The organism is Rathayibacter sp. CAU 1779 (assembly GCF_054551755.1).
The window spans coordinates 1,031,521-1,052,129 of record NZ_JBTOLK010000001.1 but is presented as its reverse complement, the minus strand read 5'-3'; the positions used below and the strand labels follow the sequence as shown (position 1 = coordinate 1,052,129).

Genomic DNA, 20,609 nt, shown 5'->3' with positions numbered 1-20,609 from the left:
ACTGTCTCTTGAAGATTTTGACCGTGCGTACTAATTTGAGGTCATGCGGTCAATTCAGGAGCCTTCGACGCTGTCGTTCACGGCGGCGGCGCGGCGGGAACAGATGACGAGAGCCGCGATCGACGTACTGGCGTCGGAGGGCTACTCGGCGACGTCGCTCGGAGCGATCGCGGATCGGATCGGGGTGAGCAAGAGCGTCATCTCGTACCACTTCGCCGGCAAGGCGGAGCTGCTCCAGGCGGTCGTGCAGTCCGTGCTCGCCGACGCAGAGGCCTGGATGACACCACGGATCGCCGGAGCCGCGACGTATCGCGACGCCCTGCACGCATACATCAGCGCGAACGTCTCCTATCTCGACACGCACCGCACCGAGATCTTCGCGCTGACAGAGGTTCTGGCCAATGCCCGAGCGACGCCCGGCGTGCCGGAGATATTCCGGACCTCGCAATCCGAGGCGGCCGATGGCCTCACGAAGCTGTTCGCGGGCGGCCACGCTGCCGGCGAGTTCGGCGACGCCCCCGCACGCATGCTGGCGAGGGCGCTGCGGGCGACGATCGACTCCGCCTCCGAGAGCATGCGCACCGATCCGCAGTTCGATCTTGCCAATTTCGAGGGCGAACTCACGAAGTTGTTCGACCGGGCTACCGCGCCGGACACGGACGAACCCATGAAGCCGGACACGGACGAACCCATGAAGAGGAACGAGGAGTAAGTGGTGGTCGAGCAGACACGCCTGTCGGGCGACGACCGGACTCGCGGCGCAGCCGAACCGGAGACCGCCTTCCGATTCGATGGCCTCACCAAGCGATTCGGCGACTTCACCGCCGTCGACGGAGTCGACCTCAGCATCGCGACGGGATCATTCTTCGGACTGGTCGGTCCGAACGGCGCCGGCAAGACGACACTCCTGTCGATGGCCGTCGGCTTGATCCGTCCGGATGCCGGCACCTCGGCTGTGCACGGATTCGACGTCTGGCGCGACCCCGTCGCCGCGAAGACAGCACTGGGCGTACTCCCCGAAGGTGAGACGCTCCCTCGCCGACTCACCGGGTCGGAGCTGCTGACCTACGTCGGTCTGCTGCGTGGCCTGGATGGCTCCGTCGTCGCCGAACGCTCGGCTGAGTTGCTGCGCGTGCTCGATCTGACGGACGCCGGTTCAGTGGTCGTCGCCGACTACTCGACAGGGATGCGCAAGAAGATCGCTCTGGCTGTGGCACTGCTGCACGGGCCCAAGGTGCTCGTGCTTGATGAGCCGTTCGAGTCGGTCGACCCGGTCTCGGCGGCCACGATCCGATCGATCCTGAACGGTTTCATCTCCTCGGGCGGAACGATCCTGTTCTCCAGCCACGTCATGGCTTTGGTCGAGTCGCTCTGCGACCACGTGGCGATCCTCTCCGAGGGCCGGCTCGTCAGCGCGGGCAGCCTCGACGAGGTCAAGGGCGGCCGCTCGCTTGACGATGCATTCGCCGACCTGATCGGCGCTGAGCGTTCCCCGGAGGCGCTGTCATGGTTCGCATCCTGATGCACATGCGGGCGGCAGCGCTCGCCAATGTCCGCCGCTCTCGATTCGGCACCGTCTCGCTTATCGCCGGCGCCTTCTTCGGTCTGCTCGTCGCCGCTTCGACACTCCTGCTCGGATTCACGGCCACCGGCATCGAGGCGTCGGGCGCCTCCGATCAGATCGCCCTCGTCATCCTGACGTGGACAGTTGGCCGGGTGGGATTCGCGGCCTTCTCCGGCGGGGATCCGGCAATCCAGCTGGACCTCTTCCGCATCGTGCCGGTGCCGCGGCGCAGGCTCGCGCGATCGCTGCTGATCGTCGGTTTCGCCGATCCGGCGCTGCCCTTCATCGCCATCGCCTTCAGCTCCCTGATCGCGTTCGGCTTCCGGCACGGGCCCGTCGCAGGCATCGTCGGCATTCTCGGGACCATCGGCACGCTGGCGCTCGTGAGCATCGTGAGCACGATCGCCGCAGCTGTCGTGCCATCGGGGTCGCGACGTCGACAAGACCTGGGCACGCTGCTCGCCGCCGTGCTGATCAGCGCCGTGGTCGTGACGGGAACACTGATCGGACCGTTGCTGGCGCTCTTGGCATCCGGGCGGGCTCCCGCGCTGAGCGCAGTGCTGCGCATATTGCCGACGGGGTGGGCAGCGGATGCGACGGCGAGCGCCGTCAGCGGCAGCGCACTCACAGCCGTGCTCCTGCTCATCGCGCTCGGAGCATCCTGCGCCGCTCTGACCATCTGGTGGCCGCATGTGCTCCGCGCACGGCTCCTGGCGACGGGCGGCGGCGGCCGGCGCGGACACGTCCGGAGAGCGCGTCGCGTCCTGCCGGGAACGGCGATCGGGGCCGTCACCGGCCGTGAGCTTCGACTCTGGATCCGCGATCCCAACCGAACAGGATTCCTTCTGGTCGCGTTCGTGGTCGGGCTCGGGGTCTGCGTCGTGCCGCTCATCAGTCAGGGCACCGCACTTCTGCTGCCCTTCGCCGGGCTCGGGACGGTGGTGATCGCCGCTGCGATCGCCGGCAACAGCTACGGCTTCGACGGCGCCGCCTTGGCCATCGTGCTCGGCGTTGCCGGAGCCGAGCACGCCGATGTCCGCGGCCGCCAGCTCGCCTGGTTCCTGCTCGTCGGTCCGTACTCGATCGTGCTCAGCGTCGCCGGCCTCATCGTGGGCGATCAGCAGACGGCCTGGCCGTGGGTTCTCGGTCTGCTGCCTGCCGTCGTTGGCGGGGCGGTCGGCCTCATCCCGATGATCTCGCTTGTCGCCGTGCAACCACTCGACGACAACGGCTCGCCGGGCGCGACGTGGGTACTCAAGGCGTATGTGGCGATCATCCTGACCGTGGTGACTGCCGGCCCGACGATCGCCGTTCTCGTCGTCGGCACGGTGGCCGGCGCGGCGTGGCTCCTCTGGTCAGGCGTGCCGATCGGCATCATCACAGGAACGGCCTGCGTGGTCTGGTTCGGGCGTGTGGCCGGCAGGCGCCTGAAGCGCAACGGACCGGAGATCTTCCAGGTGCTCTCGAACACACCCGCCGGCCGATGATGCCCCGGCGACCCAGCAGGGAACGACGCAGCGCTGAGTCGTGTCTCAGCCGAGGGCGAGCACGAAGTCGGCGACGGCGGATGCCATGGCGTCCGGTTCCCAACGATGCCGCGCGCCGCCGACGGTGACCGCGCGACCGTTCGACACGGCGGATGCGATCGCATCCGCCGATGCTGCCATGGCCGGCCTGGTGACCACACCCGTCATGGCCAGGACCGGAACGGTGATCTCGGCGAAGCGTCCTGCCGGGATCGCCTCGCCCGCCCACGCGATGGCCGCGGCGTCGGAGCGCTGGGACGGGACCGTCGCAAGGATCTCGTCGAACCGCGGTGAGGCCTTGAGCTGCTCCAATCGCTCGGGCGGCATGTCCCTCATGTAGTGCTGGAGGGCGCCGAGCAGGTCGCCGGCGTCGATACGCGCGGCGAACTCGCGCGCCCAGGCCGCCGTGTCGTCACTCTGTTGCACCGGGGCCTCCCAGAGTGCGAGCCCGTCGACGGCGAGCCCGTCGACGGCGGCTCTCAGAGCCAGAACGCCGCCCGATGACTGCCCCCAGAGCACAGCGTGTCCGCCGGCGACGCCGATCAGCGCGGCGATGGCCGACAGCTCGCGGTCCAGGGTGAGCGTGCCGTCCGCCAGGCTCTCCCCGCGTCCGATGCGGTCGTACAGGATGGTGCTGATGCCCCGCTCCGCCATGAGATCCGCCGTGATCGCGGGAGTGGGATCCGACGCGCGGTAGGGGCCGGCGCCCGCGATGAAGATCACCGGACGCCCCTGCCCGCGCACCTCGTACGCCACTCGGTCGCGGGCATCCGTGGCGACCCACCGGGTCTCGACCGACGCGGGTTCCGTGTCATCCGTCATCAACCCATTGTCCATCGGTGCACGGACTCCTCCGACGCACCCGATTCACGGCCAAAGTGCGAAGAATGCTCTTCGCCCGTGAACGAAGCGCGCTTTGTGCGCACTCGGCGGGGTCTCAAGCGAGAGTCTCACAAGCGACGGCACCCACACACGCCGTCAACCAATGGTTGACGATGTCGAGTCGTCAACCAATGGTTGACGATGTCGAGTCGTCAACCTAGAGTTGACGCATGGCTGATTTCCCCGTTTCACTCGACAACCTCATCGCGTTCGTCGAAGCCCTCCACGCGGACGGCGATCCGCTCCGCCATCTCTCCGACGCCGTCACGATCTCCAACCGGGTGCAGGGCCAGGCGGACGCCCTGATCGGATACTTCGTCGACCAGGCACGCCGCTCCGGCGCATCCTGGACCCAGATCGGCGAGAGCATGGGCGTCACCAAGCAGGCGGCGCAGAAGCGGTTCGTGTCGAAGGCGCAGGAATACGGACTCCCCGCCCCGTCATCCGCTCCGCTGCAGCGCTTCACGCAGCGCGCCCGCAACGTGCTGGTGGCCGCGCGACGCATCACCGCCGACGGCGAGGTCGAGCCGCGCCACCTGGTCGCCGCACTGCTCACCGAGCCGGAGGCCGTTGCCGCCGTTGTCATCCACGAGCTCGGCGTGACGGATGACGCCCTCATCGCCGCGATGAACGTTCCGTCCGACCGACTCGTGAAGCCCGCAGAGGCTTCACCGGCCGACGGCGAGGGCGCCGTGTTGTTCGGCGGCGACGCGAAGCGTCTCCTCGCGCACGCGTTGGATGTCGCGCTCCACTACGGCCACAACTACATCGGAACGGAGCACCTGCTGCTCTCCGCAGCGTCCGAGGGACCCACCGTCGAACCGCTCGCCGCGCTCGGGCTGGACGCCGACCGCCTCAGCGAGGCGGTCGAGGCGAAGCTCGACGCGATCGTGAAGGCGCCGAGGGTCGCCGACGACCCGGCCGGCGAGTGAACCGCAGTCGGAGCCTCAGTCCTCGCCGCGGATGACGATCGACTCCGTCGGTGGCGCGGGGTGCTGCACCGGGATGGGGGCCGTGCGTGACGCCTCGATCTCGGCGGCGGCCGTCGGATCGGCAGCGGTGAGGAAGTCGGTGAGGCGAGTCACCTCGGCCGCGTCGCCGATGGCATCCGCCGCGCGACGCAGAGTGTAGAGGGAACGCAGCACACCGCGGTTGGGCTCGTGCGACCACGGGATCGAGGGGACGACATCCCCTTCCCATCCGGCTGCGCGCAACGCGTCGAGGCCGCTGTGGTAGCCGACGCGGGCGTACGCGTAGGACTCGAGCGGGGCGTCCGGATCGAAGACGGCGTCGGCCAGCTTCGCCCAGGCGAGGCTCGAGTGCGGGTACCGCGCCACCACGAGTCTCAGCACGCGCGGTTCCCCGCCGGCGTCGAGGAGCTCGATGACCGCATCGCGTTCGACGGGAAGGCGGATGGCGTGGTCGGAACTCTGGACGTCGGCGGTCATACGGCCATGGTAGTCAGAGCGATGGGTGCAACCTGAAGGCGTGCGCCGGGAGCCCTCAGCCCAGAAGGAGGGCACCGATCAGACCGATGGTCGCCACCAGCACCGTTGCGAGCACGGCGAGCAGGAGCGGCCGGCCACCGACCTTCACGAGCTTGCGGATGTCCACCCCGGCTCCCAGCGCGAACATCGCCGCGGCGAGCAGCGCGCCCTGCGCCGTCTTGGCGACGTCCAGCACGGGCGCCGGCACGATGCCGACGGAGCGGAGCACCACCATGACGACGAAGGCGAGCACGAAGAGCGGGATGATCGGGGGGCGCTTGGCCGTGGCATCCGCTCCGCTGCGACGCCGCTGCACGACGGAGACGATGGCCATCATCGGGGCGAGGAGCAGCACGCGCGCGAGCTTCACGACGACAGCAACGGCGAGCGCGCCACCGCCGATGATGCCGCCGGCCGCGACCACCTGGGCGACCTCGTGCGTGGATGCGCCAGCCCAGAGCCCGGCCTGAGTGCTGCCGAATCCGAGCAGCGAGCTGACGAACGGGATGAACGGGATCATCAGCGTTCCGAACACCACGACCAGGGCGACGGCCGTGACGACCTCTTCGTCCTTGTCGGTCTGGATGACGCCGTCCACGGCAGCGACGGCAGCAGCGCCGCAGATGGAGAATCCGCCGGCGATGAGGATGCGCTGCGTGAACGGCACGCCGAGCCACTTGCCGATGAGCAGCGTTCCGCTGAAGCCGATGCCGACGACCGCGATGACGAGCAGGATGACGCCCCAGCCGAGCCCGAGGATGTCACCGAGCACGAGCTGCAGCCCGAGCAGCACGATGCCGAGCCGCAGCAGCTTCTTGGCAGCGAACGCGAGCCCGGCCTCGAGCACGGACGGCACGGGCAGCGTGTTGCGCATCAACACGCCGAGGATGATCGCGATCAGCGTCGCGCTCATCACCGGGACGAGGGATGCCACGACCAGCGCGATCGCCACGGCGACAGCGCAGACGGCGAGGCCCGGGGCGACCCGCAGCGTGCCCATCCAGAGTGCGTGACCCGCGCCAGTGCCCCGCCAGCCACTCTGCCGGTCGGTCGGCGAGTCGCTCCGCGGGTCGCACCGAACTGCAGAAATGGCTCCATCCGGGCTGTGTTGGAGCCATTTCTGCAGTCCGAGCCCGTCGGTCTCGGACGCGGTACGGGGCTCGGTGCTGTTCCGTGCTGGTGGGGAGCTGGTCACCCTTCCAGCGTCGGCGGGAGCGCGCCGCCACGGTAGACGCCGGATCCGCATGACGACATATCATTTCGATATGGCAACCGAAGGTGGCGGGACGACTCGTGCGTCCGGTGCGTCCGGTGCGTCCGGTGCGTCGGGTGCGTCGGGTGTGTCGCGCGCGTCGGACGATCCGCGACTGCGTCATGCGAGCGAACGCTGGCCGGACCTCGCCGTGCTCGAACTGCTCGTCGCGGTCTCGGAGCACGGAAGTCTCAGCGCGGGCGCGCGAGCCGTGGGGATGGCGCAACCGAACGCATCCCGAGCCGTCGCCGCCTGGGAGAAGAGCCTCGGGGTACGTCTGCTCGAGCGGTCGCCACGTGGCTCGCGACTCACCGCGGACGGCGACGTCGTCGTCGACTGGGCGAGCGGCGTGCTGGATGCCGCCACCCGGCTCCGCACCGCCGTCGACGCCCTGCGCCGCGAGCAGAACTCGCACCTGACGGTGGCGGCGAGCCTCACCGTCGCCGAGCACCTGATCCCGGTCTGGCTGACGGCGCTGCGGCGAGAGCACTCGGATCTCGACGTGGGGCTCCTCGTGCACAACTCGTCCGAGGTGTTCGACCTGGTGCGAGCCGAGCGGGCCGATGTGGGGTTCGTCGAGACGCCTCGCATCCCTCGGGATGTGCGACGCATGACCGTCGCGCACGACCGGCTGGTGGTCGTGGTGGCGCCGTCGCATCCGTGGGCGAAGCGCACCAGGTCCCTCGGTCCGGCGGAGCTGGCCGCCACCCCGCTCGTCGTGCGCGAGGCCGGATCCGGCACGCGCAACACGCTGGAGGATGCGCTCGCCCACTACCAGCGACCCGCGCCCGCGCTGGAGCTCACGAGCAACGCCGCCGTGCGCGTCGCGGTGGCGAGTGGTGCGGGGGCAGCGGTGCTCAGCGAGCTCGCCGTCGAATCCGCGGTGCGCAGCGGCGACCTCGTCGAGGTTCCCCTGCACGGGCTGGAGCTCACGCGCTCGATCCACGCGGTCTGGACGGATGCCGCAACCCTGCACGCGACGGCCGCCGAGCTCGTGCGCATCGCGCGACGGCGGTTGGCCGGATAGCGCGGACGCCGCTCAGGGAGAGCCGCTCAGGGATCGACCGCGGGATCCACCGCTCAGGGATCCACCGCAGGGTGCGGGATGTTCCGGACGTCGCGCAGGGCCTGACGCCCCTCTAACGGGGACATGTCCAGTAATTGCCCAGGTCGCACAATGAATCCATGGCCACCGGTGTGGGTGCCATCCGTACGCCCGACCAGCGACTTCGCGTCTTCGTGAGCTCGACGCTCCGTGAGTTGGAGCCCGAGCGCAGGGCCGCGCGCACCGCGATCGAACGGCTCCGCCTCGCGCCGGTGATGTTCGAGCTGGGGGCAAGGCCGCATCCGCCGCGCTCGCTCTACCGCGCCTACCTCGACCAGAGCGACGTCTTCGTCGGACTGTACTGGGAGCGATATGGATGGGTCGCACCCGGCGAGGAGGTGTCGGGCCTTGAAGACGAGTACAACCTCGCCGGCCCGGCGATGCCGAAGCTCATCTACATCAAGGCGTCGGAGCAGCGTGACGAGCGCCTCGGGCAGTTGCTCGATCGGATCCGCTCGGACGACAACGCGTCGTACATGACGTTCGACTCCGACGAGCAGCTGGCCGAACTGCTCGAGTCCGACCTGGCCACGCTGCTGGCCGAGCGGTTCGACGACAGCCGTGCTGCGCATCCGGATGTCTCTCCCGCCACGGTCGGACCGCTCGCGCCCTCTGCCGGCGCGGCAGCCCCGGCAGCCGTGCCGGAGCCTGCGCCGCTCAACGCGGCGCGCCCGCTGCCGCCGTCGTTCGCACCGCTCGTCGGACGCACCCGCGAGGTGGCCGAGGTCGCCGGCCTGCTGCGCGCCGGCACCGACCGCGTGGTCACGCTCGTCGGGCCCGGCGGCGTCGGCAAGAGCAGGCTCGCGCTCGAGGTGCTGGGTCGGGCGAAGCACGACTTCGTCGACGGCACCTACTTCGTTCCGTTGGAGAACGTGCTGGAGCCCGACCTGTTGCTGCCGACCATCGCCTACGCGCTCGGCGTGCGAGACACCGGCGAGGTCTCGCTCGAGGAACGGTTGGCGATCATGCTCTCCGGCAAGCACGTGCTCATCGCGCTCGACAACTTCGAGCAGATCATCGACGCCGCGCCCACGCTCGTGCGGCTCTACTCGATAGCGCCGTCGGTCTCATTTCTGGTGACCAGCCGCACCGTGCTGCGCGTGCGCGGTGAGCGCGTCTACGAGCTCGACGGCCTCGGCGTTGCAGACGATGACTCAGCGACGGTCGATTCCGCGCTGCGATCGGATGCCGTGCAACTGTTCGTCGCACGCGCGTCGGCCGTAAGCCCCGAGTTCCGGCTGGACGACTCGAACGCGGCGACCGTCGCACACATCTGCACCACCCTTCAGGGGCTGCCGCTCGCGATCGAGCTGGCCGCCGCACGGATGCGCGTGCTCACCCCACAGGGCATGCTCGAGCGGCTGGATCGGCAGCTTCCGCTGCTGGTGGGATCCACGAGGGATATGCCGGAACGGCAGCGCACGCTGCGCAGCACCATCGAGTGGAGCACCAACCTGCTCGGTGACCGGGAGCGGGCGCTGCTGTTCGACCTTTCCGTGTTCTCACTGCAGTTCACGCTGGAGGCGGTGGAGGCGCTCGGCCGGGAACGGTCGTGGGGAGGCGCCGAGCTCGAGGCGCTCGACGGCCTCATCGACAACTCGCTGGTGAGGCAGCACGAGGCAGACGGGCATCCTTCGTACTCGATGCTCGTCACCGTGCGGGAGTACGCGCTCGAGAGGCTGAAGGAGTCCGGCGACGAGCCGACGATGCGTGAGGCGCACGCCCGCTATTACCTCGCCCTCGCTCGCCGCCTCGGTCCGGAGCTCAAGGGCGCCGGACAGGTGGATGCGCTCGCTCGACTCGAGCGCGAACGCGCCAACCTGCGCGCATCCGTCCGCCATCTCGTCTACACGGGCGAGTACGACGACGCGACCGAGTTCGCCTGGAACCTCCTCGTGTTCTGGTGGATCGGCGGATTCTTCGGCGAGGTGCGCGTGTGGATGGAGGAGATCCTCGACTCTGGGGCGGAGCTCTCCGGGCGCGCAGCGAACATCGCCCGGTTCTACGTGCTGTGGATGCGCATGTGGCAGGCCCCGACCTCCGACATCGTTGACGGATTCGAGGAGGTCCGTGCCGTGTTCGAACGCCTCGGCGACGAGGGCGGAACGGCGGTGGCGCTCGGCTGCACCGCCATGACACGTGCGCAGATCCCCGATGCGGATCGCGCAACGGCGAAGACCGATCTGGAACGCGCGATCGCGCTGTTCCAGAAGCTCGGTGACGGCTGGGGCGAGTCGGTGGCATGGGTCACGTTCGGGCGCATCGACATGCTCGAGGGCGACGATGACGCCGCGCTGCAGCACTACCAGCGCGGCTCAGAGGTGTCCCAGCGCACGCACGATCCGTTCGCCATCACGATCACCGAGCACCACATGGCCCGGCTGCTGCTGTTCCAGGACCGGCTCGACGAGGCGGAACCGGCGTTCGCAGATGCCGCCTATGTCTCGGCGACGCTCGGCCACCTCGAGGGCACCGCGTATGGCATCGAGGGCCTGTGCGCCATCGCTGCCGCGCGGGGAAAGGCCGAGCGTGCCGGGATCCTCGCCGGGGCCGCGCAGGAGATGCGACAGAAGTCCGGCATGTACGACGCGCCGATGTTCGTGTACCACCCGAGGTACCTCGCGCCGTTGCGTGAGGCATTTCCCGACCTCATGCACGACGCGGAGGAGCGCGGGCGGCGGATGTCGGCTGCCGAGGTGATGCGGTTCGCCATCGACCCCGAGCGCGGTGCGGCCGCCGCCGCGGCGCTCAGCGCGAAGTAGTGACCGGCGCGGCCATCACTGCCGCCACAACGTCGTCGCCTGGCCCGGCTCAGCTCACGACGAGCGGCATGAGTTCACGTTCGGCCCAGGCCCGGAAGGTGGTCGGCGACGCCGTCAGCGCGGTGCGCTGAACAGTGTTGTCGAGTCCCGCGTTCTTGGCCGACATCATCCCGACCATGCCATCCGCCATCGCGGGCGACGCCCCGCGCGCGAGCAGCCCCGCGCGGAACGTTTCGAGATCGATCGGTGTGTACTCGATCGGACGCTTGAGGACGTCGGACAGAATCGCGGCGACATCGGACATCGACAGGTCTTCCGGACCCAGGACCGGGCGATCCTCTTGACCAGACCACGATCGGTCGATGAGCAGATCGGTGACGACATCCGCAATATCGTCGACCGCGACGAGTGGGGCCCTGAGGTCGGGGCGCTGCACGCCGCCGAGGCTGCCGTCGCGTAGCGCCCCGACATCGTTGAGCACGTTGTCGAAGAAGCCGGGCAACGTGACGGCGCGGAACGCCGCGCCGGTGGCCGCAAAGATGTCCTCGACGGCGAGGGCGTGGCGCACAAGGCCCGATTCGCCGGGGATGCCGCGGCCGAGGTTCGACGCGGCGACGACGTGCCGCACCCCGTGGCGGCCCACCGCCTCGGCGGCGGCCCTGGCGGGTTCCTCCATGCCGTCCTCGAGCCGCTCGGCGCGCCACGCCGGCGGGGTCAGCCAGAACAGGGCGTCGGCTCCCGTCAGTGCCGCGTCGATCACCACCGGGTCGCCGTGCGATCCGGTGACGATCTCCGCACGAGCGGTGGTGTCGGTGTGCAGCGCGTCAGGGTTGCGGGCGATGACGCGCACGGGCTCGTCCGTTCGGGCGAGCACTCGGTCGAGAACGCGACGCCCGACGCGGCCGGTGGGTGTGGTCAGAACAATCATGAGTTCAGCCTCGGGGCGCACCCAGTGCACCGTCCAATACCTTCTCAGGGTCTCCGATACCCTCAGGGCATGGATCTCGACCTTCGCAAACTGCGCTATTTCGTTGCGGTCGCCGAAGAGCTCCACTTCGGGCGCGCGGCCGAGAGACTGCTCATCGCTCAGCCCGTGCTGTCTCGGCAGATCATGGCGCTCGAGCGCGAGACCGGCGTCGAGTTGCTCGACCGCACGGGCCGCCGCGTGGCGCTCACGCGGGCCGGCGAGCGCCTCGCTGACGAGGGTCGCAGTCTGCTCGCGTCTGCGACGACCGCCGTCCGTCACGCGCATGAAGCGGCTCGTGGTCTCGAGCGCCTCGTCATCGGCTTCGCGCCCGGCTTGCGTGTCGCGCCGGCGGTGGCGGCAATCGGCGAGGTCGCGCCTGAGCTCGATGTCACCCTGATCGAACTCGTGTGGTACGAGGGTGCCGACGCGGTGCGCGACGGTCGAGCGGACATCGCCGTGGCCCGTGAGCCGATCGATGACGACGGCCTGATCAGCGTGCCGCTCGGTGCCGAGCCGAAGCTCGCCGTCCTCGCTGCCAACCATCGCCTGGCCGGCAAGCGCCGACTGCGGATGGCGGACCTGGAAGGCGAAGGCCCTTTCGAAGCAGATCGACGTTGCGCGGGAATCGAGGGAACCGTCGAGCTTGCGGCGTCCGGCCGGGGCGTGGCGATGCTGCCGCGCAGCGTCGCGACCCTCTACGCACGCCCGGGTCTCGTGTTGCGTCCGATCATCGACCGCGAGCCGCTCGGTATCCGGCTCGTTCGAATGTCGACCGCGCACGACCGCGTGCGCGAACTCTTCGAGGTCGCAGCAGAAGCGCTCGGCGCACCGCAGTCTCATGCCCTCGGGGCCATGACCGATGGCGGATCCGCACGCTGAGCATCCGCTGATCTAATGTGCACATTGATGTGCAAGTTAGTACACTGGGGGCATGTCCACCGTCACCGAAGCATCCGCACGCGCCCGCGCTCCACGCCGGGACGCCGCGGAGAACCGATCCGCTCTGCTCGAGGCGGCCGTCCGCGTGCTCAACCGTGACATCGACGGGTCGCTCGAGACCATCGCCGCAGAGGCCGGCCTGAGCCGACGGGCGGTCTACGGTCACTTCGCCACGCGTGACGACCTCGTGCGCGAGGTGCTCGTGCGCGGGGCGGCGCGGATCGGGGCATCCATCCTGCCGATCGAGCATCCGGATGCCCGCATCGAGATCGCCCTCTACGGCGCGACCCTGTGGCGCGAGGTGCAGCACGCCAGCGTGACCGCGGAGTTCGCCGTGCGCGGCCCGCATCAGGAGCTGGTCGGACGCGCACTGGAACCGGCGCGCGCGAAGCTGCGCGCCACCGTGCGGCGCGGCGTGCGCGAGGGGGTGCTGCGGCGCGACATCCGTCCCGATCCGCTCGCCAGGCTCATCGAACGGGCCGCCATCGACGTGCTCACCGAGGCGACGCACGCCGGGCTCAGCGACCGCGCGGGACACGAGCTCGTGATGGTGACCACACTCAGCCTCGCCGGCCTCGACTGGCGCGACGCCGACGAGCTCGTCGCCACGGCGCCGGAGCTCGCGTTCCGTCCGGCGGTGCGAAGCGCCGACGACCGCGCCGGCACGGAAAGCGCAGGTGCCGGCGCGAGCCCGACCGCGACGACTGCCACCACGACCACGCCCCGACCTCAGAAGTCGGAATCGAACCGATCGGGCGGCGTCGCATGAGGATCTCGTTGAACGCCGTCGCGAAGCAGCCGGCGCTGAGCGCCGTCACCCTCACCTACGGCACCGGCGAAGCCGTGCTCGCCCGCGCCGAGACCGAACAGCGCCCGACCGTTCTCGGTCTCATCGCCTCCGGTCGCATGAAACCGGGCAGCGGAAGCGTGGTGCTCGACGGCGAAGCGGATGCCGGCGCCATCCGTCGCGCGATCGCCCTGGTCGACGCGCCAGCGGTCAGCGATCCAGCGCCCAATGTCACGATCGGCGGCGTCACCGCCGAGGAGCTGATGTTCGCCGGGATGCCGTCGGGCCCGCGTGCGGTCAAGCGCACCCTCGCGTCGCTCGGCCTGGCCGGGCACGCGCGGGACGCGATCGGACAGGTTCCGCCGCGGGTGCGCATCCGCCTCCTCGTCGAGCTCGCCCTGCTGCGCGACGGCGTGCGCGGCATCGTGCTCACCTCTCCCGACAGGCACGGCGGCGACCCGAACGCGTGGTGGCAGCTGGCGCTCGAGGTGGCCGGCCGCGGATACGCCGTGCTCGTCATCGCCGGCGACGCCTCCGCCGCCGCGATCGCGGCCAGTTCGCTCGTCCAGCGCCTTGAGACGCCGTGGGAGGCGCCGGATCCCGATGACGACCCCACACGTGACGACTCCGACTCGGTGCTCTACAACGAAGCGCTGTACGACGAGGCCGCACTCTTCGACCTTCCCGACGTGATCACCCGGCCGGTACCGGTGATCCGCACGACTTCCCAGCCCGGCGCCGACGACGCGACGACCGGCGATGCGACGACCGCTGCGCGCGAGACGCGCGACGCATCCGAATCGAGTGACGAATGAAAGTCCCCCAGATGATCGCGGCAGAACTGCGCCGCCTGACCGCCAGCCGCATGGCCACCATCGCGCTCCTCGCGCTGATGTGTGTTCCGGTCATCTATGGCGCGCTCTACCTCTGGGCCAACCAGAACCCGTACGCGAAGCTGGACCAGATCCCAGCAGCGATCGTCGTCTCCGACACCGGAGCGACGGTGGACGGCAAGAGCGTGAACTACGGGCAGAAGGTCGCGGACCAGCTCGTGGAGGACGGCACCTTCGACTGGCATGTCGTCTCCGCCACGTCCGCGGCGAAGGGCCTGAACAACCAGAAGTACGACTTCGCGATCACCTTCCCGTCCGACTTCTCGCGGCAGTTGGCGAGTGCATCGACGACCACGCCCGAGAAGGCGACGGTCACGCTCACCACGAACGACACGAACAGCTACCTCGCATCCACCATCGGGCAGCAGGCTGCGCAGACCATCAAGGCGTCGATCGTGCAGGAGGTGAACCAGGAGGCGGCGAACCGGTTCCTGCTCGCCTTGGCGGACATCCGCTCCAGCCTCACCGATGCAGCGGATGCCGCGCAGCAGCTCGCGAACGGCGCCGCGACCGCGCACACCGGCGCCGCTACGCTGGCGGACGGCACGGCCCAGCTGGCCACCGGATCCTCTACCCTCCGCGACGGCCTGAACACCCTCGCCTCGCAGACCGCCGACCTGCCGTCCCAGACGGCACAGCTCGCCGACGGCGCACAGCAGGTGGCAGCCGGAAACGCGAAGGTCGCGGCCGTCGCCGATCAGGCGGGATCCCTCGCGCAACAGGCGGCCGATGCCGTGCCGAGCGTTCGCGCGCAGATCGTCGCCGACCTGCAGGCGAAGGGCGTCGACCAGGCGACGATCGACCAGGTCATGGCCCAGCTCGACCAGCTCGGATCCAAGGTGACCGACGGCAACCAGCAGGTGCAGACCGCCGTCGGGCAGCTCGACCAGCTCTCCAGCGGATCTCAGCAGGTGGCGGCGGGCGCGTCGCAACTGGCGGCATCCGCTCCCGCGCTCAGCGGCGGCATTCAGCAGGCGGCGAGCGGAGCATCGCAGCTGGCGGACGGATCCGCCCAGGCAGCGACGGGAGCGGCGTCCCTGCGCGACGGCCTCGGCACGCTGGCCGACGGCACGTCGAAGCTGCAGGACGGGCTGGACGCCGGCGTGCAGCAGATCCCGGCGACGACGGCATCCGAACGCGCGGCTCAGGCGAAGACCATCGCGAACCCCGTCACGCTGAAGAACTCGAAGGAGGCGAGCGCCGGAACCTACGGCGCCGGCCTCGCACCGTTCTTCATCGCGCTGTCGGCATGGATCGGCATCTACGCGCTGTTCCTCATCGTGAAGCCCGTGTCTCGGCGTGCCATCACAGCGCTGCGCTCACCGCTGCGGATCACGCTCGCCGGATGGCTCACGCCGGCGCTGCTGGGCGTCATCCAGATGATCGGGCTGTACGCGATCGTCGCCGGCGCACTGCACTTCGGAGTCAGCAACCCCTTCGCGACATTCGGTCTGATGGCGCTGGCCTCTGTGACGTTCGCGTCGATCATCCTCGCGCTCAACGTGTGGCTGGGCAGCGTCGGCCAGTTCCTTGGCCTCGTGCTCATGGTGCTGCAGCTGGTGACGGCAGGCGGTACGTTCCCGTGGCAGACACTGCCCGGGCCGCTCGCCGCGCTGCATCACGCGCTGCCCATGTCGTATGCCGTCGACGGCATACGACAGACGATGTACGGCGGCAACGCGAGCCTGGCAGGCGGCGACGCGCTGTTCCTGCTGACGTGGCTCGCAGCGGCGCTGGTGCTCACGGCCATCGGCGTGATCCGGATGACACACCGCCGCACCCTGCGCGACCTCCAGCCCAGCCTGATCGGCTGAGCCGGGGGGCGTGGTCCCCCGCGGCCTCCGCCGCCCCCGACGGATGCGCGCGTACGATCGGTGCCCATGAGTGTCGTGGGGGATATCGTCGTCGACAGCGAGCGGCCGGCAGCGATTGCGCGGTTCTGGGCCGAGGTGCTCGAGGGATACGCCGTCGCGCCGTACGACGATGCGGAACTCGAGCGGCTGCGGGCGCAGGGCATCGACGATCCCGAGGACGATCCGAGCGTGCTCGTTGTGGGACCGCCGAGCCTGCCCCGCTACTTCTTCACGCGTGTGCCCGAGGGCAAGGTGGTGAAGAACCGGGTTCACTTCGACCTTCGGGCGGAGGATTCGGCTTCCGAGGTACGACGGCTCATCGGACTCGGCGCACGGATCCTCGCCGAGTACGACGGGTGGACGACGATGGCGGATCCCGAGGGCAACGAGTTCTGCGTGCTGCGGCACTGAGGGATGGCGGGTGGCTGCGGCGAGCGCGGCGGGTTAGCGTTGCCCGATGAGATTCGACGACAGGGTGGCCGTCGTGAGCGGCGGCGCGAACGGGATCGGCTGGGCGACGGTGGAGCGGCTCCTCGGCGAAGGGGCTCGCGTCGCAATCCTCGACCGCGAACCGGAGGCTGCAGCCGCGAGGGTGGCCGAACGCACGGCACGGGATGCCACGACATCAGAGCGTGCCGCCGTGTTCGAGTGCGACGTGATGGATGCGGCATCCGTCGACCGCGCCGTCGCCGAGGCGCTCGAGCAGTTCGGACGCATCGATGTGCTGGCCTCCGTCGCGGGCGGCGACCACTTCGTCGACGACGAGCTGGATGAGGACCACTGGAACGAGATCGTCAGCCTCAACCTGCACGGGCCGGTACGTCTCATCCGCGCGTGCAGGGGAGCGCTCATCGCCTCGCGCGGAGCCATCGTCATCGTGAGCTCGGTGAACGGCGTCGCCGCGTACGGCGAGCCGGCATACGGGTCGGCCAAGGCCGGCCTCACGCTCCTCGCCAAGAATCTCGCCGTCGAGCTGGGGCCGGCCGGCGTGCGCATCAATGTCGTGGCGCCTGGCACCATCCGCACCCGAGTGTGGGACGAGCAGGGCGGACCGGATCGGCTGGCCCCGCTCTATCCGCTCGGCCGCGTCGGCGAACCGACCGACATCGCCTCGGCCATCGCGTTCCTCGCCTCGGATGACGCATCCTGGATCACCGGCGTCACGCTCCCTGTCGACGGCGGATCGCTCGCCGGCCCGCTCGCGGCGATGGACACGCTGCTGGGGTCGTCGGAGTAGACGGCGAAGTGCCGCACTCCCGTGATCGCGCCATGTGCGCATGATTGCGCCACTCTCGCTGGCGCAGTCATGCGCACATGGCGCTGTTGCCGGGGTGGCGACGCGATCTCACCCGGACCACACGGCGTCGGCGGCCGTCGGTAGGGTGGCCGCGTGACGGCATCACATCGGGCGAGCGCCGACCTCAGAATCCTGCACATCAGCGACACGCACCTGTACGGCGACGACGCGCTGCACTACGGCATCGTCGACACGACGGCGGCGCTCGAACGGGTGCTGGCCGCCGCATCCGAGGTCGCGGGCATCGATGCCGTCGTGCTCTCCGGAGACCTCAGCGAGGACGGCACGGCCGCGTCGTACAGCAAGCTGCGCGACCTCGTCGGTCCCTGGGCCGCCGAGCGCGGGGCGGAGGCGGTGTACGCGATGGGCAACCACGACCATCCGGATGCCTTCACCGAGGTCCTCGGCGACCGCACCAGGGTGCTGACGCTGGGCCACCACCGCATCGTCACGCTCGACTCGTCTGTGCCCGGCGCCGCATACGGATCCCTGGACGCCGCCCAGCTCGCCTGGCTCGAGGGTGTGCTTGCCGAGCCGGCCGACCTCGGCACGGTGGTGGTCGTGCACCATCCGCCGACGCGCGCCGTCACGCCGCTGCTGCGCCGGCTCGAGCTCGACGACCCGCACGCCCTCCTCGGCGCGCTGGACGGCAGCGACGTGCGGCTCGTGCTGAGCGGGCACTACCACCATCCACTCGTCACCCTGGAGCGCGGGATCCCCGTCGTGGTCGCTCCCGGAGTGACCAACACCTCGGATGTGACCACTCCCGAGGACATCGAGCGCGCGCGTGTGGGCGCGGGATTCGCGCTCGTCGATCTGCCGGCATCCGGCGCCCCGAGAGTTTCCGTGGTGCGGGCGCCGAGCGCGCAGGATGGCGAGCCGGTGTTCGAGCTGGATGCCGATGGCATCCGCCAGGTCGCAGACTCGTACGGGCGGCCGGGCTGAATCGACACGTGCGGGTCGCCTGGGGTGCGTCAACACGGATGAACCGACGCACGTGGCCGCCGCGCATCGACCCATGTCACGAAACAGCACCCTGCGTTGTCGAATGAGTGTGAGCACGACCGTGCCGCAGAGGGAGGAAGGGAATCGATGAGAATCGCTGTCGCAGGCGGAACCGGGACCGTCGGAAAGCACGTGATGGAGGCGCTGAGGACGCGCGGGCACGAGCCGGTGGCGCTCTCCCGCGCAACGGGGGTCGACCTCGCGACGGGAACCGGCATCGACGAGGCGCTCCGCGGAACGGATGCCGTCATCGACGTCACGTCGACCGGATCCCAGTCCGCGAAGACTGGCGTCGCGTTCTTCGGCTCCGTGACCCGCAACCTGCTGACAGCGGAAAAGCGCGCCGGCATCCCACACCACATCGCGCTCTCGATCATCGGGGCGGCGAAGATCGACGCCGGGTATTACGCGGGCAAGGCGGCACAGGAGCGCATTCTCATGGCGCTGCCCGGCGGGTGGAGCATCCTCCGGGCGTCGCAGTTCCACGAGTTCGCGCAGCAGATGGCCACCCGCATGCGGTTCGCCGGGGTGCACCTGGCGCCAGTCATGGACTGTCAGCCGGTCGCGGCATCCGAGGTGGGCGATGCGCTCGCCGAGATCGCCGTCGGCGCGCCGCGCGGCCTGGACACCGATCTCGCCGGACCCCGCGAAGAGCAGATGACCGACATGGTGCGCCAGTACCTCGAGGCCGTCGGCGACAAGGGTCCGGTGATCAACATCTCCCTGCCGGGCGCGTTCGGCCGTGGACTCCGCGACGGCTCGATCCTCCCCGGACCGGATGCCCGCCTCGACACGCAGACATTCGCCGAGTGGGTCGCCGCGCAGGCCGCCGCCAAGGTCTGACGCTCCGGCTTCCGTGTGCCCGGATGCACAAATCGGGCTGAAGGCAGGGTCCATGAGGGCAGCGGATCCGGAAGGCGTTGTCCCGCCCGAAATGGCGCCAATGGGTTGAGGTGCTCAGCTCCAGCGCGCATTCTGCACGATCCAGGCGTGCATGGCGATGGCGGCGGCGGCCGACGCGTTGATGGAGCGGGTGGATCCGAACTGCGCGATCTCGACGATCGCATCCGCCGCGTCGATCGCCTCCGGCGAGAGGCCCGGTCCCTCCTGCCCGAACAGCAGGACGCAGCGCTCCGGCAGTTCGAACGTCTCGATCAGCACGCTTCCGGGAACGTTGTCGACCGCGATGATCGGCATCCGCTCCTCGCGCGCCCACGCCACGAGGTCCGCGATCGTCTCGTGATGCACCACGTGCTGATAGCGATCGGTGACCATGGCACCGCGCTTGTTCCAGCGCCGCCGGCCAACGATGTGCACGGTATGGGCCAGGAACGCGTTCGCGCTGCGCACGATCGAGCCGATGTTCATGTCGTGCTGCCAGTTCTCGATGGCGACGTGGAACGGGTGCCTGTGGGCATCCAGTTCCGCGACGATCGCCTCGATCCGCCAGTAGCGGTACCGGTCGACGACGTTGCGGGTGTCGCCGTTGCCGAGCAGCTCCGGATCGTACCGGTCGTCGGTGGGCCAGGCATCCGGTCCGCCCGGCCACGGGCCGACGCCGTGCGTCGACTGCTCGACGGTCGGAGTCGACTCAGGCACAGGATCGGTCTCGTTCGGCACGCGGTTCAGCCTATTGAGTTCATGCCGGCCGCACCCGGCCTACTGGTCGCCGAAGACCTTGCGGGAGATCGCTGCGACATCGTGATCGATGTCATCGATGCGGCGCTCAATGGCATCCATGCGGCGCTCGAGGCCGTCCATGCGGAGGCCGAACTCGGCGCGCAAGGATCCGATCTCCACGCGGATGCCACGAAGCTCGGCGGCCATCGTGCGGTTCAGGAGCCCGACGATCACGGACATGAACCCGACGAACCCGGCGGCGAGCACACCGATGACCGTCCAGGTCTGTGCATCGCTCAGGGTCATCACCTCCTCAGTGTCGCATGGGCGTCGTGCCCACGGTGGACCGGGCAGTCGCGGCTGCAGTAGGACCAATGGCGAAATGTGAACGGCATCCGAGCGACCGCGCTTGGGGGCGGCGACTGCGTCGCCCCGCGCGACTCGTCAGCTCGCGTTAGACGCGACTCCAGATCCCGTTTGGAATGCAGAAAATGCTCCATATCGGCGCCCGAAGAGCATTTTCTGCATTCCAAACGGCATCTCGCGACCGGCGGAGGTGGCGAGGGTCTCGCGACCGGCGGAGGTGGCGAGGGTCTCGCGACTGGCGGAGGTGGCCAAGGTCTCGCGACCGGCGGAGATCGGCGGGATCTCGCGACCGCGGAAGAGAGTG

Annotated in this window: 20 protein-coding genes; 14 read left to right on the top strand and 6 right to left on the bottom strand. The window is 69.5% G+C overall.

Annotation, left to right across the window (positions count from 1 at the left end; translation table 11 throughout):
- The first annotated feature begins 43 nt into the window (after positions 1-43).
- From ACX9R5_RS04785 to ACX9R5_RS04775, 3 genes are read left to right on the top strand one after another with little or no spacing between them, the layout of a single operon-like run.
- The gene (locus tag ACX9R5_RS04785; protein ID WP_459407853.1) at positions 44-712 is read left to right on the top strand and encodes a TetR/AcrR family transcriptional regulator; all 669 of its coding nucleotides are present in this window, start codon (positions 44-46) and stop codon (positions 710-712) included.
- A gap of 3 nt (positions 713-715) precedes the next feature.
- The gene (locus ACX9R5_RS04780; protein ID WP_459407852.1) at positions 716-1,522 is read left to right on the top strand and encodes an ABC transporter ATP-binding protein; all 807 of its coding nucleotides are present in this window, start codon (positions 716-718) and stop codon (positions 1,520-1,522) included.
- Positions 1,507-3,051, top strand: a complete 1,545-nt coding sequence (locus ACX9R5_RS04775; protein WP_459407851.1) for a hypothetical protein — start codon at positions 1,507-1,509, stop codon at positions 3,049-3,051. The genes ACX9R5_RS04780 and ACX9R5_RS04775 overlap by 16 nt, the downstream gene beginning before the upstream one ends.
- Positions 3,052-3,096: 45 nt before the next feature.
- Here the strand turns inward: ACX9R5_RS04775 and ACX9R5_RS04770 are convergent, their stop codons facing one another.
- The gene (locus ACX9R5_RS04770; protein WP_459407850.1) at positions 3,097-3,912 is read right to left on the bottom strand and encodes an alpha/beta fold hydrolase; all 816 of its coding nucleotides are present in this window, start codon (positions 3,910-3,912) and stop codon (positions 3,097-3,099) included.
- A 230-nt stretch (positions 3,913-4,142) separates the two neighbouring features.
- On the opposite strand from ACX9R5_RS04770, the gene ACX9R5_RS04765 reads away from it, so the two are divergent.
- Complete coding sequence (locus ACX9R5_RS04765; protein ID WP_459407849.1) at positions 4,143-4,904, top strand: Clp protease N-terminal domain-containing protein; 762 nt, start codon at positions 4,143-4,145, stop codon at positions 4,902-4,904.
- A gap of 15 nt (positions 4,905-4,919) precedes the next feature.
- Here the strand turns inward: ACX9R5_RS04765 and ACX9R5_RS04760 are convergent, their stop codons facing one another.
- Together ACX9R5_RS04760 and ACX9R5_RS04755 are read right to left on the bottom strand one after the other, a co-directional pair.
- A complete protein-coding gene (locus ACX9R5_RS04760) occupies positions 4,920-5,420 on the bottom strand; it encodes a DUF3151 domain-containing protein (RefSeq protein ID WP_459407848.1) in 501 nt (166 codons plus the stop codon).
- Positions 5,421-5,475: 55 nt separating this feature from the next.
- Positions 5,476-6,459, bottom strand: coding sequence for a YeiH family protein (locus ACX9R5_RS04755; RefSeq protein ID WP_459407847.1), 984 nt, complete (start codon positions 6,457-6,459; stop codon positions 5,476-5,478).
- Between the two features lie 265 nt (positions 6,460-6,724).
- Between ACX9R5_RS04755 and ACX9R5_RS04750 the strand changes: the two genes are divergently transcribed.
- Both ACX9R5_RS04750 and ACX9R5_RS04745 read left to right on the top strand, forming a co-directional pair.
- Complete coding sequence (locus ACX9R5_RS04750; RefSeq protein WP_459407846.1) at positions 6,725-7,738, top strand: LysR family transcriptional regulator; 1,014 nt, start codon at positions 6,725-6,727, stop codon at positions 7,736-7,738.
- Positions 7,739-7,896: 158 nt separating this feature from the next.
- Complete coding sequence (locus tag ACX9R5_RS04745; RefSeq protein ID WP_459407845.1) at positions 7,897-10,578, top strand: DUF4062 domain-containing protein; 2,682 nt, start codon at positions 7,897-7,899, stop codon at positions 10,576-10,578.
- 49 nt (positions 10,579-10,627) lie between these two features.
- Here ACX9R5_RS04745 and ACX9R5_RS04740 read toward each other — a convergent pair whose 3' ends face one another.
- Entirely contained in the window at positions 10,628-11,506 is an 879-nt protein-coding gene (locus tag ACX9R5_RS04740; RefSeq protein ID WP_459407844.1) for an NAD(P)H-binding protein, read from the bottom strand.
- Between the two features lie 69 nt (positions 11,507-11,575).
- Between ACX9R5_RS04740 and ACX9R5_RS04735 the strand changes: the two genes are divergently transcribed.
- From ACX9R5_RS04735 to ACX9R5_RS04700, 8 genes are all read left to right on the top strand, one after another.
- A complete protein-coding gene (locus ACX9R5_RS04735; protein WP_459407843.1) occupies positions 11,576-12,424 on the top strand; it encodes a LysR family transcriptional regulator in 849 nt (282 codons plus the stop codon).
- 52 nt (positions 12,425-12,476) lie between these two features.
- Positions 12,477-13,253 (top strand): TetR/AcrR family transcriptional regulator, encoded by a 777-nt coding sequence (locus ACX9R5_RS04730; protein WP_459407842.1) that lies wholly within the window; start codon positions 12,477-12,479, stop codon positions 13,251-13,253.
- The gene (locus ACX9R5_RS04725) at positions 13,250-14,086 is read left to right on the top strand and encodes a hypothetical protein (protein ID WP_459407841.1); all 837 of its coding nucleotides are present in this window, start codon (positions 13,250-13,252) and stop codon (positions 14,084-14,086) included. Before ACX9R5_RS04730 ends, ACX9R5_RS04725 begins: the two co-directional genes overlap by 4 nt.
- Positions 14,083-15,978: a YhgE/Pip family protein gene (locus ACX9R5_RS04720; protein WP_459407840.1), complete on the top strand. Its 1,896-nt coding sequence runs from the start codon at positions 14,083-14,085 to the stop codon at positions 15,976-15,978. The genes ACX9R5_RS04725 and ACX9R5_RS04720 overlap by 4 nt, the downstream gene beginning before the upstream one ends.
- 66 nt (positions 15,979-16,044) lie before the next feature.
- Positions 16,045-16,428: a VOC family protein gene (locus ACX9R5_RS04715; protein WP_459407839.1), complete on the top strand. Its 384-nt coding sequence runs from the start codon at positions 16,045-16,047 to the stop codon at positions 16,426-16,428.
- A gap of 46 nt (positions 16,429-16,474) precedes the next feature.
- The gene (locus tag ACX9R5_RS04710) at positions 16,475-17,254 is read left to right on the top strand and encodes an SDR family NAD(P)-dependent oxidoreductase (RefSeq protein ID WP_459407838.1); all 780 of its coding nucleotides are present in this window, start codon (positions 16,475-16,477) and stop codon (positions 17,252-17,254) included.
- Between the two features lie 153 nt (positions 17,255-17,407).
- On the top strand, positions 17,408-18,259 hold the full coding sequence (locus ACX9R5_RS04705) for a metallophosphoesterase (RefSeq protein WP_459407837.1): 852 nt from the start codon (positions 17,408-17,410) through the stop codon (positions 18,257-18,259).
- Positions 18,260-18,406: 147 nt separating this feature from the next.
- Complete coding sequence (locus tag ACX9R5_RS04700; RefSeq protein ID WP_459407836.1) at positions 18,407-19,162, top strand: SDR family oxidoreductase; 756 nt, start codon at positions 18,407-18,409, stop codon at positions 19,160-19,162.
- 114 nt (positions 19,163-19,276) lie between these two features.
- Here the strand turns inward: ACX9R5_RS04700 and ACX9R5_RS04695 are convergent, their stop codons facing one another.
- Positions 19,277-19,939, bottom strand: a complete 663-nt coding sequence (locus ACX9R5_RS04695) for a TrmH family RNA methyltransferase (protein ID WP_459407835.1) — start codon at positions 19,937-19,939, stop codon at positions 19,277-19,279.
- A gap of 39 nt (positions 19,940-19,978) precedes the next feature.
- Complete coding sequence (locus ACX9R5_RS04690; protein ID WP_459407834.1) at positions 19,979-20,245, bottom strand: hypothetical protein; 267 nt, start codon at positions 20,243-20,245, stop codon at positions 19,979-19,981.
- Between the last annotated feature and the right edge of the window lie 364 nt (positions 20,246-20,609).

Coding starts and splice junctions, on each gene's coding strand:
- ACX9R5_RS04715 (WP_459407839.1), top strand. CDS start 16,045: ATGAGTGTCGTGGGGGATATCGTCGTCGACAGCGAGCGGCCGGCAGCG.
- ACX9R5_RS04740 (WP_459407844.1), bottom strand. CDS start 11,506: ATGATTGTTCTGACCACACCCACCGGCCGCGTCGGGCGTCGCGTTCTC.
- ACX9R5_RS04710 (WP_459407838.1), top strand. CDS start 16,475: ATGAGATTCGACGACAGGGTGGCCGTCGTGAGCGGCGGCGCGAACGGG.
- ACX9R5_RS04770 (WP_459407850.1), bottom strand. CDS start 3,912: ATGACGGATGACACGGAACCCGCGTCGGTCGAGACCCGGTGGGTCGCC.
- ACX9R5_RS04745 (WP_459407845.1), top strand. CDS start 7,897: ATGGCCACCGGTGTGGGTGCCATCCGTACGCCCGACCAGCGACTTCGC.
- ACX9R5_RS04765 (WP_459407849.1), top strand. CDS start 4,143: ATGGCTGATTTCCCCGTTTCACTCGACAACCTCATCGCGTTCGTCGAA.
- ACX9R5_RS04725 (WP_459407841.1), top strand. CDS start 13,250: ATGAGGATCTCGTTGAACGCCGTCGCGAAGCAGCCGGCGCTGAGCGCC.
- ACX9R5_RS04760 (WP_459407848.1), bottom strand. CDS start 5,420: ATGACCGCCGACGTCCAGAGTTCCGACCACGCCATCCGCCTTCCCGTC.
- ACX9R5_RS04735 (WP_459407843.1), top strand. CDS start 11,576: ATGGATCTCGACCTTCGCAAACTGCGCTATTTCGTTGCGGTCGCCGAA.
- ACX9R5_RS04700 (WP_459407836.1), top strand. CDS start 18,407: ATGAGAATCGCTGTCGCAGGCGGAACCGGGACCGTCGGAAAGCACGTG.
- ACX9R5_RS04750 (WP_459407846.1), top strand. CDS start 6,725: ATGGCAACCGAAGGTGGCGGGACGACTCGTGCGTCCGGTGCGTCCGGT.
- ACX9R5_RS04720 (WP_459407840.1), top strand. CDS start 14,083: ATGAAAGTCCCCCAGATGATCGCGGCAGAACTGCGCCGCCTGACCGCC.
- ACX9R5_RS04785 (WP_459407853.1), top strand. CDS start 44: ATGCGGTCAATTCAGGAGCCTTCGACGCTGTCGTTCACGGCGGCGGCG.
- ACX9R5_RS04690 (WP_459407834.1), bottom strand. CDS start 20,245: ATGACCCTGAGCGATGCACAGACCTGGACGGTCATCGGTGTGCTCGCC.
- ACX9R5_RS04775 (WP_459407851.1), top strand. CDS start 1,507: ATGGTTCGCATCCTGATGCACATGCGGGCGGCAGCGCTCGCCAATGTC.
- ACX9R5_RS04730 (WP_459407842.1), top strand. CDS start 12,477: ATGTCCACCGTCACCGAAGCATCCGCACGCGCCCGCGCTCCACGCCGG.
- ACX9R5_RS04755 (WP_459407847.1), bottom strand. CDS start 6,459: ATGGGCACGCTGCGGGTCGCCCCGGGCCTCGCCGTCTGCGCTGTCGCC.